The 16,312-nt window shown below is 66.5% G+C and carries 13 protein-coding genes and 1 pseudogene; 7 read left to right on the top strand and 7 right to left on the bottom strand.

Annotated features, from left to right (window positions below):
• Positions 1 to 1,445: PGF-CTERM sorting domain-containing protein (locus tag N5096_RS11060; protein WP_309243306.1), on the top strand; the 1,445-nt coding region annotated here is incomplete at its 5' end.
• A gap of 233 nt (positions 1,446 to 1,678) precedes the next feature.
• Positions 1,679 to 3,298 carry a DUF7827 domain-containing protein gene (locus N5096_RS11055; protein ID WP_267664721.1) on the top strand — a complete coding sequence of 540 codons (1,620 nt, stop codon included), beginning with the start codon at positions 1,679 to 1,681 and terminating at the stop codon, positions 3,296 to 3,298.
• 265 nt (positions 3,299 to 3,563) lie between these two features.
• Here N5096_RS11055 and N5096_RS11050 read toward each other — a convergent pair whose 3' ends face one another.
• The gene (locus N5096_RS11050) at positions 3,564 to 4,229 is read right to left on the bottom strand and encodes a TetR/AcrR family transcriptional regulator (RefSeq protein WP_267664719.1); all 666 of its coding nucleotides are present in this window, start codon (positions 4,227 to 4,229) and stop codon (positions 3,564 to 3,566) included.
• Between the two features lie 214 nt (positions 4,230 to 4,443).
• Here N5096_RS11050 and N5096_RS11045 point away from each other — a divergent pair, with 214 nt between their 5' ends.
• The 4 genes from N5096_RS11045 (at position 4,444) to N5096_RS11030 (ending at position 10,082) form a co-directional block, all read left to right on the top strand.
• Positions 4,444 to 6,078: a COG1361 S-layer family protein gene (locus tag N5096_RS11045; protein ID WP_267664716.1), complete on the top strand. Its 1,635-nt coding sequence runs from the start codon at positions 4,444 to 4,446 to the stop codon at positions 6,076 to 6,078.
• A 3-nt stretch (positions 6,079 to 6,081) separates the two neighbouring features.
• Positions 6,082 to 8,553 carry an efflux RND transporter permease subunit gene (locus N5096_RS11040; RefSeq protein ID WP_267664714.1) on the top strand — a complete coding sequence of 824 codons (2,472 nt, stop codon included), beginning with the start codon at positions 6,082 to 6,084 and terminating at the stop codon, positions 8,551 to 8,553.
• 148 nt (positions 8,554 to 8,701) lie between these two features.
• On the top strand, positions 8,702 to 9,475 hold the full coding sequence (locus N5096_RS11035) for a DUF7847 domain-containing protein (RefSeq protein WP_267664711.1): 774 nt from the start codon (positions 8,702 to 8,704) through the stop codon (positions 9,473 to 9,475).
• Positions 9,476 to 9,554: 79 nt separating this feature from the next.
• Complete coding sequence (locus N5096_RS11030) at positions 9,555 to 10,082, top strand: hypothetical protein (protein WP_267664709.1); 528 nt, start codon at positions 9,555 to 9,557, stop codon at positions 10,080 to 10,082.
• Positions 10,083 to 10,139: 57 nt separating this feature from the next.
• Here the strand turns inward: N5096_RS11030 and N5096_RS11025 are convergent, their stop codons facing one another.
• From N5096_RS11025 to N5096_RS11015, 3 genes are all read right to left on the bottom strand, one after another.
• Complete coding sequence (locus tag N5096_RS11025; RefSeq protein WP_267664708.1) at positions 10,140 to 11,549, bottom strand: class II fumarate hydratase; 1,410 nt, start codon at positions 11,547 to 11,549, stop codon at positions 10,140 to 10,142.
• Between the two features lie 72 nt (positions 11,550 to 11,621).
• Positions 11,622 to 11,945 (bottom strand): BolA family protein, encoded by a 324-nt coding sequence (locus tag N5096_RS11020; protein WP_267664706.1) that lies wholly within the window; start codon positions 11,943 to 11,945, stop codon positions 11,622 to 11,624.
• A gap of 63 nt (positions 11,946 to 12,008) precedes the next feature.
• The gene (locus N5096_RS11015; protein ID WP_267664704.1) at positions 12,009 to 12,602 is read right to left on the bottom strand and encodes a class I SAM-dependent methyltransferase; all 594 of its coding nucleotides are present in this window, start codon (positions 12,600 to 12,602) and stop codon (positions 12,009 to 12,011) included.
• 137 nt (positions 12,603 to 12,739) lie between these two features.
• Here N5096_RS11015 and N5096_RS11010 point away from each other — a divergent pair, with 137 nt between their 5' ends.
• Positions 12,740 to 13,618: a hypothetical protein gene (locus N5096_RS11010; protein ID WP_267664702.1), complete on the top strand. Its 879-nt coding sequence runs from the start codon at positions 12,740 to 12,742 to the stop codon at positions 13,616 to 13,618.
• 385 nt (positions 13,619 to 14,003) lie between these two features.
• Here the strand turns inward: N5096_RS11010 and N5096_RS11005 are convergent, their stop codons facing one another.
• The 3 genes and pseudogenes from N5096_RS11005 to rdfA form a co-directional block, all read right to left on the bottom strand.
• A complete protein-coding gene (locus N5096_RS11005; protein WP_267664701.1) occupies positions 14,004 to 14,840 on the bottom strand; it encodes a zinc ribbon domain-containing protein in 837 nt (278 codons plus the stop codon).
• 522 nt (positions 14,841 to 15,362) lie between these two features.
• The gene (locus tag N5096_RS11000; protein WP_267664722.1) at positions 15,363 to 15,617 is read right to left on the bottom strand and encodes an AbrB/MazE/SpoVT family DNA-binding domain-containing protein; all 255 of its coding nucleotides are present in this window, start codon (positions 15,615 to 15,617) and stop codon (positions 15,363 to 15,365) included.
• A 176-nt stretch (positions 15,618 to 15,793) separates the two neighbouring features.
• Positions 15,794 to 16,153 (bottom strand): annotated as a pseudogene (gene rdfA / locus N5096_RS16520) (rod-determining factor RdfA); the annotation flags it as partial.
• Between the last annotated feature and the right edge of the window lie 159 nt (positions 16,154 to 16,312).

Raw genomic sequence — 16,312 nt, 5'->3', positions numbered from 1 at the left:
CGGACGAGAAGCGCTCAAACACGCTGTCAAAGCTACTCTCTGAAATCAACAATGTGCTACACAAGAGCGTAACCCTGGATGCCCCGGCGGGTACGTACACGATTAACTCCGAGGTCGACCTCAACGGAACCGCCGAAGGTGTCGATTCAGTTGACGTGTATGTGCGTGATCAGGGCCGGTGGCAGATTCTCGTCAGCGACATTGAGGTAGAATCGGACGACTCGTTCGAAGAGGAAGATGTCGTCATGTCCGACCAGGCCACGGTTGGCTCTGATGCAGCACGCATCCTCGGCCAGGTCGGCTCCTACCGTATTGGTGTCGTTGACCACAGCGCGTTCAGTGGTAACGACGACATCCGTACAACTGATTTCACTGGTGCGACTAGCAACTCACGGTCTATCCGGACTGTTGAAGGGAACCTGAACGCCCAGTTCGGCTTCATCAACGGTCAGGTCAACCAACTCGACGACTCTGTCGATATCTCTGGTACCGCCGAGGGCCAGAGCGCTGAGGGTGTCTCGCTGGTCTACGTTGACCGTCGTGGTAGTGTCAGCGCAGAGACTCTCGATGTTGAGTCGGACGGTACCATTGACTCGGATGACCGTGCGATCCCGACTGGCCTTGCCGAAGGAACTGTGAGCGTCCACGTCATCTCGCCTGGCCGTGACGGGAACTTTGGTAATGCTGAACTCCCGAACGGTCAGTCCGGTGAGAGTGGTCTCAACAACTGGATCAACCAGAACGTGAGCAATGATAACCTGAACGGTGACCAGGCTCGCTCCCGTATTCTCTCCGAGACGACTGATGATACGGCTAGCGACGACCTGGTAGTCACGCAGACCTTCCGTTACGCGGAGAGTCAGACGACGATCGACTCTGTTTACCCGCAGGAAGCCCAGGCTGAAGGTGTCAACCCGGTTGCGGCCGGTGAGACGATGGTCGTTGAGGGAACGACCAACCTCCGTCCGGATGACAATTCGATTAATGTCGAATTGCTCAACCAAGACGGGGAATCCTTCGAGATTTCCAGTACCGAGACATGGGGTACTGACGGCAGTTGGAACGTGGCGATCGACACGTCTGACATCGAGACCGGCTCGTATGTCGTCGAATCTGACGACGGTCAGAACTCGGACCGCGCCGAGGTCGAAATCGTCGAAGAGCGTCAGACTGCAGACGACGGTGAAGACGGTGAAGACGGTGAAGACGGTGGCACCGACGGTGAAGACGGTGGCACCGACGGTGACGACGGAATGGACGGCGACGATGGATCTGACGGTGAAGACGGCGGCACCGACGGTGAAGACGGCGGCACCGACGGTGAAGACGGCGGTGACGACGGTGGCGACGGCGGTACCGACGACAGCACGCCCGGCTTCGGCGCGCTCGTCGCTCTGGTCGCCCTCGTCGCGGCCGCGCTGCTCGCGACCCGTCGCGACAACTAACGCCGACTAATCACCGAACGGACCTCCCGTTCGGCCCACGCGGTTCGCGGTTCCATTTTTCGCGCCCGACCCGACGCCTCGAGAGCGACGCGGCTCTCCGCGACCGGGATCGAGTCACGCTCGTCAGCGCCCCGGCCGCCTCGGATCCGGCGATCGAGCGGCTTCGATGCTCGGGCGACTCCCCGCCGTGACAGAAAGTATTTACCCGGCACAGCGGTAGGTCGGATATCCACATGCACACGCGTATCGCCCTCGTTGTGACGGTTCTCCTCGTCGGCGTCGTCGCGCCGTTCGCCGCTCCCGCCGCGGCGCAGTCGGGGTCAGCAGTCGGCTTCGGCGCCGCCGAGACCACGACGACGCAGGGCGACGTCGCGACGATCGAACTCCAGGTGCGCAACACCGACGAGGCTATCCTCCGCGTTAGCTCCGCCGACCAGCGGTACCGGGCTCTCGTAGACGTCCGAGACGGAAACGGTGACGGGACCGTCCGCGTCCGGTTCAACACCTTCCGCGGGCCAGGCGAGGACGCCACGGTCGGGATCACGGCCGCCGACGCCGGCGACGACGCCGAGCTCCTCGTCGAATCGAGCGACCAGGCGGGCGCCGTGCTCGACACCGGCCGCTACAACATGATCGTCTCGACCGCGACGACGAGCGTCGCGGCCGTGCTCCGCCTCGAGGAGCCGGGCGAAACGTCGAGTAACACGAGCGTCGTCGCTCTCGGAACCCCGCTCTCGGCGGCCGACTCGCCCGGGAACGCGTCCGCCGGAGCGGCGGACGGGGAATCCGAGACTGACGCGTCGGCGGCCGACGCCGAGGTTCGGACCGCGGCCGCCGGCGACCTCGCCCGGACGCGGTTCGGGGTGAGCGGTCTCGGCGGCGCCGTCGAGCCCTCGCCGCCCGCGCGCAACATGGTCTTCCCGGCCGACAGCGCTCCGAACGCCCGAACGACGCATACGCTGCAGACGACGCCCAATGAGACGGTCGCCGTGCGGTCGCTGACGGTCGACTACGGCGCCGACGGCAGCACCCCGCCCGCGGACATCTACCGGCTCACGCAGGGCGACATCGACACGCTCGGGGTCGACGAGACCGGCGACGGCTACGTCGACCGCTCCGCGAGGTTCGCGATCCAGAACATCCGGACGAGCACCGACGGCCGGATGACGCTCATCTTCGACCGCCCGGTCATCGTCTCGGCGAACGACAGCCTCCTCGTGGCCTACGAGGTGCAGAATCCCGAGACGGTCGGGGCGAGAGACGTCACGGCCACGCTGACCGGGGAGACGACGACCTATCGCGACTCCGGCACGGTCCTGTACGGGCCCGCCGGTCAGGGAACGCTCGGGCACGGCGTCGACCTCCGGCTCGAATCCGCCGACCAGGACGCGTCGCCGACGGCCCCGCTGTCCGCGCTCGACATCACGTACGACGCTCCCGCCGGTGACCTCGTCGCGGACGCGGACACGGGAGCGCTCGAGCCCGGAGAGTACGCGGTCCGACTGCAGACCAACGAGTCCGCTCCCGCGGAGCTCCCGCAGGTTCACCTCTCGGAGCGCTTCGAGGTCGTCGAGCCCGACGCCGAGTTCGCGACTCCCTCCGTCGGCGACGAACCGCAGCTCTCCGTCACCGCCGAAACGAACCTCGCACCGGACAACACGGTCATCGTCCGCGTTGACGCCCAGGAGACGGGCGGCGGTGTCAGCCAGGTACTGAACTGCGTGGCGACGGTAGAGTCCGACGGCTCGATCGGCTGCGAGTTCGACCTCTCGAAATCCGCGTCGGAGTTCGATATCAGCGTGTCGATCAGGCGGAACGACACGGTGATCGCCGGGCCGGCGCGGTTCAGCTAACTCGGTCCCGCCGGGTCACGGATTCGGCAACCATCCGAGATGGGGGTGTAGCGAGCAGAGACAGCCGTCTAATTCACGAGCACCGGATACAGAGAACATACCGTCAAATAGCAATATGCGTCCCTAAGACTCGATTTCCTGACTCTCAGTTTCTTGACCGCGACACACGATTCCCGTCACTTCTCGATCCGTTCGGTCGGGTTCCGGTTCTGAAACCGTCTCGCCCCCAGACCGACCGTGCGTATCCGGTCGAACGCTTCCGTGATCAGTCGGCGGTCCCCTCCCGTTCCGCGAACAGCCCCGCGATGACCGTCTTGACCAGTGCCTCCTCGATCTCGTCGTAGGTCTCTTGTGGGACGATCGGCGTGTTCTGCGCCTGCGTGACGAAGAGCAGCGACCGTAAGACGCCTCGCACGACATCGGGGTCGTCAAGCCGGAAGTCGTCGCGTGCGGCCCACTCGGCCGGCTGCGGTAATACTCGGTCGAATTCAGTCACCGAATCGCTACTATCGGCCCGGTCGTCATCGGTACATGCACCACCCGCGGGGCCGTCGTAGCTCGTGCCGTTCAGCTGCTCGTCGATCCGCCGAATCTCGCCGTCGACGAACAGCCGGCGGATCAGCGGGTTCGATCGCACCTGATCGAGCATCGTTCGCAGGATCGTCTCGGCCTCTTCCGGGGCGGTCTCGACGGTAGCGACCTCTGACTCGAGCGTCTCGAACAGTCGCTTGCGCTCCCCGACGAGCACCGCGAGGTACAGCGATTCTTTTGAATCGAAGAACTGGTAAAACGTGCTCGTCCCGATCCCGACGGCTTCCGTCACGTCGCTCACACGCGTGCGATCGAACCCGTACCTCGCGAACAGGTCGTGTCCCGCCTCGATCAGCTCCTTGCGAATGCGTTCGCGGTCCTCGTCCGAAAATCGCGTCACGACACACACCCGCACGCCGGATGCCGACCGAGCTCGAAGTAACGATTTTTGAACTCCATACCCCGAATAAAAAGTCTAAAATAAAAAGGTTTATTCATTCGTGAACGAAGTGACGACCATGCAATGCGATTGGTTCTTCTTAGTGGATGATCCTGCTCCGATATCCCTCCGACCGCGGAGCGCAAACGCTGCGAAGACCGAGGCGCGGTAGCGCATGCGAACGCGACCGCTGTCCGTTGTCCTCGTGAGCGTCCTGCTCGTCGCGAGCGGCGCCGGCATCGGCGCTGTCGGAGCGTCGCTCTCCGGTGCCGACGCCGCGCTCGGCGCCACGGGAGGCGCGCCCGCACAGGCGGCAAGTAACATCGGCGGATCGCCCGATCTCGAGGTGTACGCGCCGAATCCGAACCTCGTGCCGGGTCAGACGAACCGGATCTCCCTCCAGATCGCCAACGACGGGAACTTCCGGTTCGGGAACGCCGCGAACAGTGAGCTCGTCACCACCGCGCGGAACGTCCGCGCCGACGTCGAGGCGAGTGGCCCGCTCTCCGTCGAGTCCGGCGAGCAGTCGATCGGGAGCGTGACGACGAACGGTCCCGGCGAACTCCCGGTGCGTCTGAACGTGCCAGAGGGCGTCGACCCTGGGATGTACTCCCTGGATCTCGACCTCACCTACGCCTACATATCTTCCGGCGAGAGCCGGACCGTGACGGTCTCTCGCGACATCGAAGTCCGCGTCCGCGACGACGCCCGCTTCCGGATCGTCGACGTCGAGAGCGATGCGCAGGTCGGCGACACCGGCATCGTCAAGGCGACGATCGAGAACGTCGGCGCGGAGCCGGCTCGTGACGCCGACGTGACCCTCGAGACTCGGAGCGCCAGCGTCACGGTGAGCGACGGACAGTCCGACACAGTCCGGATCGAGGAGCTCGATCCGGGTGAGATGGCGACCGTCGCCTACGACGTGGGCGTCGCCGCCGACCTGCCCGTCCAGCAGTACACGCTCGCCGGATCCGTGCAGTTTGAGGACCCTGACGGGATCGTCCGAACCGACGAGGAGCTCTCGCTCGGGATTCTCCCGCTTGCAGAAGAGGAGTTCGCGTTCTCCGACGTGGAGTCGACTCTCCGCGTCGCCGAGGACGGCGAGCTGGTCGGCACCGTACGAAACGACGGTCCCGTGCCGGCCCGAAGCGTCGTGGTGCGGTATGCGGGCGAGGACTCGAACGTCCTCCCGTCGGAGCGGTCGGCTGCGGTGGGAACGCTCGAACCCGACGAGAGCGCGGAGTTCTCGCTGCCAATCGCGATCGGCGGCGGCGCCGAGGCGGGACTGCGGTCGCTCGACATGGCGGTCCAGTACCGCAACGACGACGGTGAGGCGCGATCCTTCGAAGAACTCGCGGTGACCGCCGCCGTCGCTCCCGAGCGCGACCGGTTCGACGTCGCGGTGCAGAACCGGACCATCCAGTCGGGCGGGACCCGCACCGTCGATGTTGCGGTGACGAACAACCTGAACGAGACCGCGAGCGACGTCGAGGGGCGGCTGTTCGCCGACAATCCGCTCGACACCGGTAACACCGACACGGGGTACGTCCAGTCGCTCGGTCCGGGTGAGACGACGACGATGACCTTTGAGCTCACCACGACCGCCTCCGCGACCGCGGGAAGTACCTACCCGGTCTCGTTCGACTTCCGGTACGACGACGCCGACGGCGACAGCCAGCTGACGGACACCTACCGGGTCCCTATTGACGTGAGCGAAAGCGAGGGCGGGGGGCTGCCGCTGCCGGTCATCGTTATCGTGCTCCTCGTCGTCACGACGGGAGCGCTCGTCGTCTACCGGAGGCGGCAGTAGCCGATGTCGGCCGATGAGCGGATCGAGGCATGGACGCAGCGGCTCAACGACGCCATCGTCGATAGCCCCCGACAGGTCATCGTCGCGTTCCTCGTCCTCACGCTGGTGTTCGCCGCCGGTATGGGGCTCGTCAGCACGGACACCGACGCCACCGATTCGTTCACTGAGGGGCTCGAAGAGCAGGAGGCGCTCGAAGCGATAAACGAGGAGTTCGAGGACCCGTTCCGGCCCGGGAGCGAGTCGACGCAGCTCGTTCACACGGGCGGAAACGTCCTCACGAAAGAGTCGCTCGAACGGGACCTCCGGCTGCTTGAGGAGATCGAACGACGCGACGGCCTCCGGGTCGCCTCGGCGAACGGCCCCGCCACGGTCGTCGCCCGAACGCTCGATCCCTCGGCGACGACGATCACCGAACAGCGGCGCGCCGTCGAGCGGGCCGGTGACGCGGAGGTCCGGCGGACAGTCCGCGAGCTGGCTGGCAGCGAGCGGTTCGGCAGGTCGGTCTCCACCGACTTCAACCCGACGAGCGCGAGCGCCTCGGCATCGATCACGGTCGTGAGCCACGACGTGCCGCGCGGCTTCTCCGACGGCGACCTCCAGGAAATCCAGACGACGATCCAGACGCTCGCCGACGACCGCCCCGTCGATGTCCGGGCGTTCGGCTCGGGGATCGTCAACGCGGAGACCGCGACCGTCATCGGCGACTCGCTTGTCATCGTGATGCCCGTCGTCGTGCTGCTGTTGCTCTTGTTCCTCGTTGTCGCCTACCGCGACCCGATCGACCTAGCGCTCGGACTCCTGGCGCTTTTAATGACCGTCGTCTGGACGTTCGGCTTCCTCGGGTTCTCCGGGATCCCGTTCAGCCAGCAGCTCATCACTGTGCCCGTGCTGTTGCTCGCGGTCGGCGTCGACTTCGGGATCCACATCATCAACCGCTTCCGCGAGGAGACCGTCGCCGGGTACGAGCCCGTCGAGGCGATGCGGGAGGCGAACAACCAGCTGATGATCGCCTTCGTCATCGTCACGGCGACCACCGTCTTTGGCTTCGGCGCGAACGTCATCTCTGACCTCGGGCCGATCAGCGACCTCGGGCTCGCGTCGGCGATCGGGATCGTGTTCACCTTCCTGATCTTCGGGCTGTTCCTCCCGGCGGCGAAGCTGGAGATAGACAAGCTCCGTGACGCCTATGACGTCCCCGAATTCAACTCCGCACCGATCGCGTCCGAGGGCTCGGCGATCGGGCGCATCCTGACGTTCCCCACCCAAGTCAGCCAGTACGTCCCGCTCGCGATGGTCGTGCTGCTGGTCGTCAGCGGTGGCATGGCGGCGGCGTACGGCAGCGGCGTCGACACCTCCTTCGAGACGGAGGACTTCCTCCCCCCCGAAGAACAGCCGGACTACGTGACCGGGCTGCCAGAGCCGTTCGCACCGAGCGAGTACACAGTCGCGGAGACGCTCAACCTCCTCGAAGAGCGCTTCGCTACGAACCAAGACCAGTCCGTGACATTATACGTCCGAGGAAACTTCGAGGAGGGACACGCGTTGCAGGCGCTCGCGGACCCGAACGACGATCCCCCTGGTTCGCTCGCCGTCGGGGAAGACGGGACCGCGCGACCGACGAGCATCGTCACGGTTATTCGGTCACACGCCGAACAAGACCCGGTGTTCGCTGATCTTGTCGCGCGCAACGACGTCGACGGCGACGGGGTCCCGGACCGCAATCTCGACCGGGTCTACGACGCCCTGTTCGCCTCGTCGGCGGGCGACCGTGCAGAGCAGTACCTCACGCCGGACCGCCAGAGTGCGCAGGTCGACTACGCCATCGACGCGGACGCCTCGCAGGGCGACGCGGCGGTCGACACCGACCAGTTCGCCGAGAAGTTCCGGTTCGAGGCGACCCCGACCGGCCAGATCGTCGTCTTCGATGCGGTGACGGAGGTCATCTTCCAGTCTGCGATCCAAGGACTGATCCTCGCGTTGGGACTGACTGCGGTGTTCCTCATCATCGCTTACGCCGTCTTGGAGCGTAAGCCCCTCCTCGGAATCGTCAACGTCTTTCCGATTCTCATCGCCATCGCCTTCCTGCTCGGGACGATGCGGGCCCTCGGCATCTCGCTCAACGCCCTGACCGCGACGATCCTCTCGATCGCGATCGGCCTCGGAATCGCGTACTCCGTCCACGCCACCCATCGGTTCATCGATGAGTTCGACGAGGACACCGGCGCGTACGAGGCGATGATCGTCACCTTCGCCGGGACGGGCGGCGCCTTGCTCGGGAGCATGCTAACCACCTCGCTCGGGACGGGCGCGCTCGCGCTCGCCATCACGCCTGTCCTTGGAAACTTCGGCCTGCTGATGGCGCTGAGCGTGGTCTACTCGTTCACGTGTACCGTGATCGCGCTTCCGCCCGCCGTCCTGCTGTGGGAGCGCTACCGCGGCGCCTGGCGTGGGCTCAGCTCACCAATTCAAGGATGACACACGAATAGCCGGCCAAGGGTACACGGGGTCTTCTTCGGCTATCATCCCGCGCTCCCGCGTACGACACCGATGAGCGCGTTTCGCGGCCGGCAACACCGCGTCAATTCGATTATTTTATTGTAATTCGTCGAGACGTTCCGCCGCAATGGCCCTCCAACTCAGCCGTGCGGTTAGCGACGGTTTCAGGCGCACCTTCACCCGAGCCGGCGGGGTCCTCTTCGTCGGGCTTCTCCTGATCCAGTTCGGGATCCAAACGAGTGTCAACACCGTCGTGGCCGGCTTCCTCCCGGCCGAGGCCGCGGCGCAGTTCAGCGGGGAGACCGGGCTCGTGCTCCCCGTCTCCGGGAGCGTCGGGCTCGCGCTGTTCGGCGCGCTCACCCTCGCGAGCTCGGCGTACTTCGTGGTCCTCTCGCGGACGTTCGCCCAGCCGCTCGGCGAGGCGTCGACGTTCCCCCCGGCGCTGACCGAGCGCCTCGGGCGCGCCACGCTCGTCGCGCTGGTCGGCGGGATCGTCGTGAGCGTCGCGGTCGCGGTCGGCTTCGTCCTCCTCTTCTTTCCGGGGCTGTTCCTCACGGCCTCGTTCCTCTTCTTCGTCTTCGTCGTCGCCGTCGAGGACGGCGGCGGCGTCGAGAGCCTCAAGCGGAGCTGGGGGCTCGCCCGCGGCTCTCGACTCAGGCTGGCCGTCGTCATGTTCCTCTCCGGGGCGTTCGGCCTCGTGTTGGGCGCCGTCACGCCGCTGGTCGGCCTCGTCGGCGGGCCCCTCGCGGCCGACCTCGTCACCGTCACGCTCTCGGCGGCCTTCTTCGTCCCGTACTACGCGGTCATCGCGTCGGCGTACCTCCAGCTGCGCGACGGCCGACCGAGCGCGAACCGGACGGCGCCCGAGCCGGTCGACGCGTCGCAGACGCCGAAGCTCTGACCGGCGCGCGGTCGCCGCGACCGCCGCGCTCGCGGCGCGGAAAGGCAAGCGTTAGGGGGTATCCCCGAGACCGTTCGGTATGATAGAGCTCTCGGGCCGTCGATCCTTCCTCGCTATGACAGGGACCGGTGCCACCGCGGCCCTCGCCGGCTGCTCCGCGCTGGACGGCCAGTCACAGACCGACGGCGACGGCGACGCCGCGTCTGAGTCCGCGGCGACGCTCACGGTCCAGATCCGGGCGGACCAGACGGAGCTCACCGAGTTCCAGGAGGAGCTTCAGGCGGGCGTCGAAAGCGGGAACCTCACTCGGACGGAAGCCCAACAGGAGTATCAGAGCAAGCAGGAGGAGCTGATACGGGACGCCGCGACCGCGTACGAGGACGCCGTCGCGGACGACGACGCGGTCTCGGTGGAGGACGCGGAGCCGGCGGCCGGCCTCCTCCGGCTCACCGCTCCCGCGACCACGTTCGTGGGCGGACTCGAGGACGGCGACCTGGCGGCGATCCTGCCCGCCGACTACTACGACCAGTTCCTGCAGCGGCAGGGGCTTCAGGAGGACGCCGACGGAGGAGCGACTGACGAGGAGAACGAGACCGCGTCGGACTGACTCCGTCAAGTCGAGGGTGGCGACCGGATTGAAAAACGCCGTCCGCCCCGAGGCGCCTCAGTCGTCGTCGCCGAGGATCACGCGGTGCGTCATCGCCTCGGGGTCGAGCACCTCGTCGGCCTCCGCCTCGGTGAGGTAGCCGGCCTCGACCGCGGCCTCGCGGACGCTCGTGCCCTCTTTTAAGGCCGTCTTCGCGACCTTGCTCGCCTTGTCGTAGCCAATCGCGGGGTTCAGCGCGGTCGCGAGCGCCATCGACTGCTCGACGCGCGTCTCGCAGTGCGCCTCGTTGGCCTCCAGCTTCGCGACGAAGCGCTCGCCGAACGTCGCCGCGGCGTTCGAGAGCAGCTTCGCGGACTCGAGGAAGTTGTGCGCGATGAGCGGCTTATAAATATTCAGGTCGACCTCGCCGCGCGCCGCGCCGGCCGAGACCGCGGCGTCGTTGCCGACGACCTGCTTGTGGACCTGGTTGACCGACTCGGCGACGACGGGGTTGATCTTCCCGGGCATGATCGAGGAGCCGGGCTGGTTCTCGGGCTGCTCGACCTCGCCGAGCCCGTTGCGCGGGCCGGAGGCGAGCAGCCGCAGGTCGTTGGCGATCTTGTTCATGCTGCCGGCGATCGTCCGGAGCGCGCCGTGCGCCTCGGCCATCGCGTCGTGGGCCGCCTGCGCCTCGAAGTGGTTGTCGGCCTCGCGGAACTCGGTCCCGGTCTCGTCGGAGATGTACTCCGCGGCGAGCTCCGGGAACTCGGGGTGGGTGTTGAGGCCGGTCCCGACCGCGGTGCCGCCCAGCGCGAGCTCGCGGAGGGTCGACTGAACGCCCTCCGCGCGCTCGATCCCCTTCGCGACCTGCGTCCGGTAGCCGCCGAACTCCTGGCCGAGCCGGATCGGGGTGGCGTCTTGGAGGTGCGTGCGACCGGTCTTGACGACGCCGTCGAACGCGGTCTCCTTCGCCTCCAGCTCGGCGTGGAGCGTCTCGAGCGCGGGCACGAGGTCCTTCTCGACCGCCTCCAGCGCGGCGACGTGCATCGCGGTCGGGATCACGTCGTTGCTCGACTGCCCGTAGTTGACGTGGTCGTTCGGGTGGACGACGCGGTCGCCGATCTCCGCGCCCGCGACCTCGGCGGCGCGGTTGGCGATCACCTCGTTGGCGTTCATGTTCGAGGAGGTGCCCGAGCCGGTCTGGAAGACGTCGACCGGGAACTGGCCGTCGTGCTCGCCGGCGATCACCTCGTCGGCGGCGGCGACGATCGCCGCCGCGGTGTCCTCCTCGACGAGCCCCAGGTCGCGGTTCGCCTGCGCGGCCGCCTTCTTGACGACGCCGAGCGCGCGGACGAACCGGCGGCTCATGCCGATCCCGGAGATCGGGAAGTTCTCGACCGCGCGCTGGGTCTGTGCCCCCCAGTACGCGTCCGCCGGCACCTGCATCTCGCCGAGGCTGTCCTCCTCCGTGCGGTAGTCCTCACCCATGCGCGACGCTTCCCGCGAGACCGGGTAAAAGCTACTGAAAGCGTGACGGGTCCCGCCGCGCGGGACGGTGACTCACTCCCCCTCGACCGGGAACAGCCCGGCCTCCCGGAGGGCCGGCGCGAGGTTCCCGTCGCCGTGCTCGGCGTAGTCGGCGGGGGTGTACGTCTTGATCTCCAAGGCGTGGACCGACCGGGTCATGTGGTCGCCGACGGCGTCGTACACGCGCTGGTGCTGGTTCACGAGCGACTCGCCGTCGAAGGCGGGCGAGACGACCCACGCCGCGAAATGCGCGTCCTCGTCCTCGTCGTTGTGGACCCGAGGGGCCGTCACGCGAGCGACGGCGTCCGGGATCTCCGCCTCGATGAGCTCCGCTATCTCGGCCGGTTCGATGGTCATACCCCGACTCGGACCCGCCTGGGCAAAAATCGACCGCATGCCCCCAACGACGTCGGCCCCCGCTCAGCGCTCGAAGACGAGCCCGTAGTGGAACGGCGGGAGGTCGACCTCGCGAGCGAGCCGCAGGTCGCTCGCGTCCTCGACCGCGCGCCGCGTCTCCTCGGGGCCCACCCGCAGCTCGGTCGGCGGGCCGCGGGGCTCGCCAGCGATGACCGTCTCCTCGCGGGGCCGGTCGCCCCAGTTGACGACGACGAACCGCCCGTCGGCGGCGAGCGCGCCCGCGACGCCCTCGACGAACGCGGCCCGGTCGTCGATCCCGTGGAAGGCGTTCGCGAGCAGCGCCACGTCGATCGGCTCGGGGAGGAGCGCAGCGAGGTCCCGAGCGTCGCCGCGGACCGGGACGACGTTGTCGATCCCCTGCGCGTCCGCGAGCCCCTCCAGCTCCGCGAGCAGCGACTCGTCGAGGTCGACGGCGTAGGCCGATGCCGGGCTCGCGATCCGGGCGGCCGGCAGGGCGAAGTAGCCGTTGCCGGAGCCGACCTCGGCGACGCGGTCCCCCGGGCTCACGCCGAGCCGCCGGAGCGTCTCGCCCGGCGTCGGCCAGATCCGTCCCCACCAGTCCCAGTCGGGCTGTCCCGTGTTCCGGAAGCGGTCCATACGGACCGGTTGCGATCGGTCGGGCTTATCGGTTGGGATCCGAGCGGCGGCGAGGCCGACGTCGACCGCCCGCCGAGGCCGCCGCCGGCTCGCGAGTGGGAAGGGGTTTGTCGCCGGAGCCGAAACGCCCCTCTCAGATGGCTCACCGGGACGACCTCCGCGAAGCGGCCGCCGCCCTCGGCGGCTCCGTCGCCGTCTGCGGCCTCGGCGCCTACGCCGACCGGCCCGCCGGCTCCGCGTTCCGGAACGCCCGGTACGCGTCGGCCCGGGAGCTCCTCGCGGGGGCGGCCGGCGCGTCGGGGACCCACTCCCCGCCCGCGGCGATCGTCGTCGCGCTCGACCCCGGCGAGGGCGACGAGGCGGGCGAGACGAACGAATCGCTCCGTGCGCTCGCTCGGCTCGACGCGTTCGCGGTCGCGGTCGTCCCCGCGAACGCGGCCGACGGCGACGCGCTGTCCGCGGTCCGAGAGCCCGCCGACGCCGTGTTGCTCGCCGAGGGCGACGCCGTCGAGGCGGCGATCCGCGCGTTCCTCGCGACGGTGCAGGAGCCCGGCTTCGTCAACCTCGACCTCACCGACGCCGAGACGGTGCTCTCGGCCGGCGTCGCCGCGCTGGGGACCGGGACCGCCGACCGCGACGCGCCGGCTGCGGCGGTCGCCGCCGCCTTCGACGGGCCCCCGGAGGGAGTCGACGCGACCGACGCGGGCGCGGTGCTCGTGGACGTCGTCGTCGACCCGGCCACCAGCATCGCAGCCGCCACCGACGTGATCGCGGCGGTCAGAGGGCGGATCGGCGCCGACGCCAACGTGATCTGGGGCGGCGCGGTCGACGAGGCGGCCGCGGACGAGCTCGCCGTCCGGCTCGTCGTCGCCGGCGTCCGCCACGCCCCGCCGCTCGCCGCCGGGGATCCCTGCCCCCGCTGTGGCGCGTCGCTGTCAGCGTACGAGTTCGGCGCGCGCGAGACGCTCTCCTGTGACGCCTGCGGCTACTCCGGGATCGCGATGCGGCGCGGATGAATCGGTCCGTCGGGGCGGGTGAGTCCGTCCGCCGGATCGCTCTTCCGCCTCCTCGGCCGACCCCGATGCGACCCAGCGGGCCCGCGCGGTGTCGAACTCGATCTGCGCCCGCTCGGTGTCGCTCCGGACCGTCGCGAGCTGCGGGTCGGCCGTGTCGAGTCGGGTCTCACAGGTGTATCCGCCGTCGGACAGCACCGCCGCGATCAACCCGACGTCCGTTTTGACTCGCCCGGGGTGCTCCGCCGCGGAGTAGGTCCCGACCGTCTCCGCGGGGTCCCGGTAGCTGGCGGCGGCGCTCATCCTGAACGCCTCGCAAGCGTCCGGGTGGCGCAGCAACACCTCCCGGAGACGCTCCCCGCCGACCTCAGTCGTGGGATTATCACACCTACTCGAGGTCGAATCCACAGTTTGAGCAGTAGTTCACTTCGGGCTGGTGAGCTTCCCCACAGTCGTCACAGATCAACACTCTCTGTCCGCAGTAGGAACAGAAACTGCCGTCGTCCCTGTTCGGTTCCCCACACTGGGGACATCTGAACCGAACTGTATCGCTGACACTGTCTGACCCGGCTTTAAAAGATCCCTCACGCGTCTGAGCTTCTGACTCGGATCTGGCCTCGTCATCACGGGGAGATCCTGAAGGTTCGAAGACACGGGTGTCTGAGGCTTCGTCAGATTGGGGGGGTTCGGCCGTCGCGGTATACTCCGACCTTTGTTCGGCTGTGCGCCGGCTTGAACCGGAAGCTACGTCCTCATCCTCGAGCAGTTGCTCGGCAACGTATTCGCCAGCCGCCTCAATGACTCCCGCTCGGCCTCCGGCATCCGCGAACTTGAATTCCGTCCCGTCGTCGGTGGTTAAATTCAGTCGCCCATGTGTCCAGCCGCGGCTCGCCTCCACCGCCTCCAACTCATCGTAGTGCCAGGTTCTGACCTGATCGCCGTCTTCCTTGCCTGCGAAATAGAGAACTCGTTGGTCGGTCACAGCCAGGAGCCGTGACCCACTGGTTGCCATCCGATGGTCAGGCGTCTCTTCAGTACCGTCTGGACGGATGATTCGGAGCCCCTTATACGGGTGTCTGAACAGATACTTCATTTCCTCGTCGGGTCTGAGATATGAAATAATCGGATCGTCAAACACAATATCCGATCCTGTCTCAGAGAGATACTCGAGGTCAATATCATGCAGAGAGTTTTTAACAGCTTCTTCTGGAGACCGTTGAGTCATAACATAAGTATGCCAAAATTGAATCAAGAATGTTTCGTTGAAACAGTTAATGAACAGCTTGTCTCTGTAGCCTCTCTGGGACCCGGTGTCCCAGGATATACTTATCAAAATTCTGTCACTCAGCGGTGAGCTCTTGGGTGACCAGGACCGCCGAGAGCGCCAAGTCGCAGTCGGACCCGTCATGTAAGGCTTCATCAACGATATCGTAGACCTCACTTGTGTCGCTCTGAATGGTTCTATTATTTGCTCCGTCGATCAAGGTGGTCAAGGGTCGAGTCAGCTTGTGAGTGGCTAACGCCACTGGTGACAAGGTCGGTATCGTTTCACGGCGGCTCAGAGGTCGCTATTCGGCACAGCAGCTTCGACGGGTCGCACACGACCGTGACGGCCAGTGGGCACTGGAGCGGAGCCACTGTGCGATGGTGTTACAACGGCTGAGCCAGTGACCGACGACGCTACCAGAGCTCGGAGCGCCGCGGCCTACCTCGTCGGTACCCGGCTTCTCTCGGCGGCTGTCCACGTCTACATCATCGTGCCGGCGAGCGTGGTGCCACGCGTCGCGACCAGCCTCGGCCGGCACTTACCGGCGTAGCCGTCGAAGTCAGCGAACGTACCCGCTTGTTGTTGAATGACACGCACGCGGATACTTCCGTCATCTTCTAACTGCCACCGGAGATGATCCCCATCGTCGATATCAAGTTCACGCCGAATCTGGGCAGGGATGTTCGCTTGGTTCCCAGATACCTTGCTCTCAGCGTCGATCCTATCGCTACTCATGACTCTCAGTATGAAGTCGTGCGTGAAAATCCAGTGTGCCACCACACTACTCATAGAACGGAGTGGTGTGCCATGCGTCGTTTGAGCACTCCGGCGACGGACGGCCGCCGTTGTGGAGGTAGATCAGCAAGTCTGTCTCGGTCTGGCAATCCAGACACAGCGCTGTGGCGTCGAGCTCAATCCTCGGCGTAGGTCCATCGACATTGCCCTGTTAGGTCAGCCGGGTTCGTACCCCGGGACACCTTCGCCACGCAGCCGTGGAGGTTCCGAAGGTCGTCAATGCGTCGGGACTTGGTCTGGACAGTCTCTGGGTACTCAACGTCACGAACCTCCCGCAAGTACGTGTACACTGTCTGGTAGGTGACCGGATCCGTGTTAGCCTCACTCAAGTCGAGATCGCAATCGTCAAACTCAGCTTCGGCGAGGCGCGCGTCATCTGCCGGGAGTTTTCCAGCGATCGATTCGACGACCTCACGGTCAAGGATGATGCTTGCGCTCCGGAGGGCAGTATCTGTTACGCGGAAATTGAAGCATTCCGCAAACTCCCGGACTGACTTATCGGGGCCATCCTCGACCCAGTAGGCGTTGACATCCTCCTCCGGGTAAACGCGGAGGAATCCCGAGCGGTGGGAGTTTCAGGTCTGTAGTCCAATCACCGGACTCCCAGCCCTTTCGGGCACGGGTAGTCCCACAGC

Source organism: Halorubrum yunnanense (assembly GCF_026586675.1).
GTDB classification, from domain to species: Archaea; Halobacteriota; Halobacteria; order Halobacteriales; family Haloferacaceae; genus Halorubrum; species Halorubrum yunnanense.
The sequence above is the reverse complement of the archived record's forward strand: the minus strand, read 5'-3'. Positions and strand labels throughout refer to the sequence as shown.

What these genes read in the sequence shown, in the direction of transcription:
- N5096_RS11055 (WP_267664721.1), top strand. Translation starts at nt 1,679, where the DNA reads ATGCACACGCGTATCGCCCTCGTTGTGACGGTTCTCCTCGTCGGCGTC.
- N5096_RS11045 (WP_267664716.1), top strand. Translation starts at nt 4,444, where the DNA reads ATGCGAACGCGACCGCTGTCCGTTGTCCTCGTGAGCGTCCTGCTCGTC.
- N5096_RS11040 (WP_267664714.1), top strand. Translation starts at nt 6,082, where the DNA reads ATGTCGGCCGATGAGCGGATCGAGGCATGGACGCAGCGGCTCAACGAC.
- N5096_RS11035 (WP_267664711.1), top strand. Translation starts at nt 8,702, where the DNA reads ATGGCCCTCCAACTCAGCCGTGCGGTTAGCGACGGTTTCAGGCGCACC.
- N5096_RS11030 (WP_267664709.1), top strand. Translation starts at nt 9,555, where the DNA reads ATGATAGAGCTCTCGGGCCGTCGATCCTTCCTCGCTATGACAGGGACC.
- N5096_RS11025 (WP_267664708.1), bottom strand. Translation starts at nt 11,549, where the DNA reads ATGGGTGAGGACTACCGCACGGAGGAGGACAGCCTCGGCGAGATGCAG.
- N5096_RS11020 (WP_267664706.1), bottom strand. Translation starts at nt 11,945, where the DNA reads ATGACCATCGAACCGGCCGAGATAGCGGAGCTCATCGAGGCGGAGATC.
- N5096_RS11015 (WP_267664704.1), bottom strand. Translation starts at nt 12,602, where the DNA reads ATGGACCGCTTCCGGAACACGGGACAGCCCGACTGGGACTGGTGGGGA.
- N5096_RS11010 (WP_267664702.1), top strand. Translation starts at nt 12,740, where the DNA reads ATGGCTCACCGGGACGACCTCCGCGAAGCGGCCGCCGCCCTCGGCGGC.
- N5096_RS11005 (WP_267664701.1), bottom strand. Translation starts at nt 14,840, where the DNA reads ATGACTCAACGGTCTCCAGAAGAAGCTGTTAAAAACTCTCTGCATGAT.
- N5096_RS11000 (WP_267664722.1), bottom strand. Translation starts at nt 15,617, where the DNA reads ATGAGTAGCGATAGGATCGACGCTGAGAGCAAGGTATCTGGGAACCAA.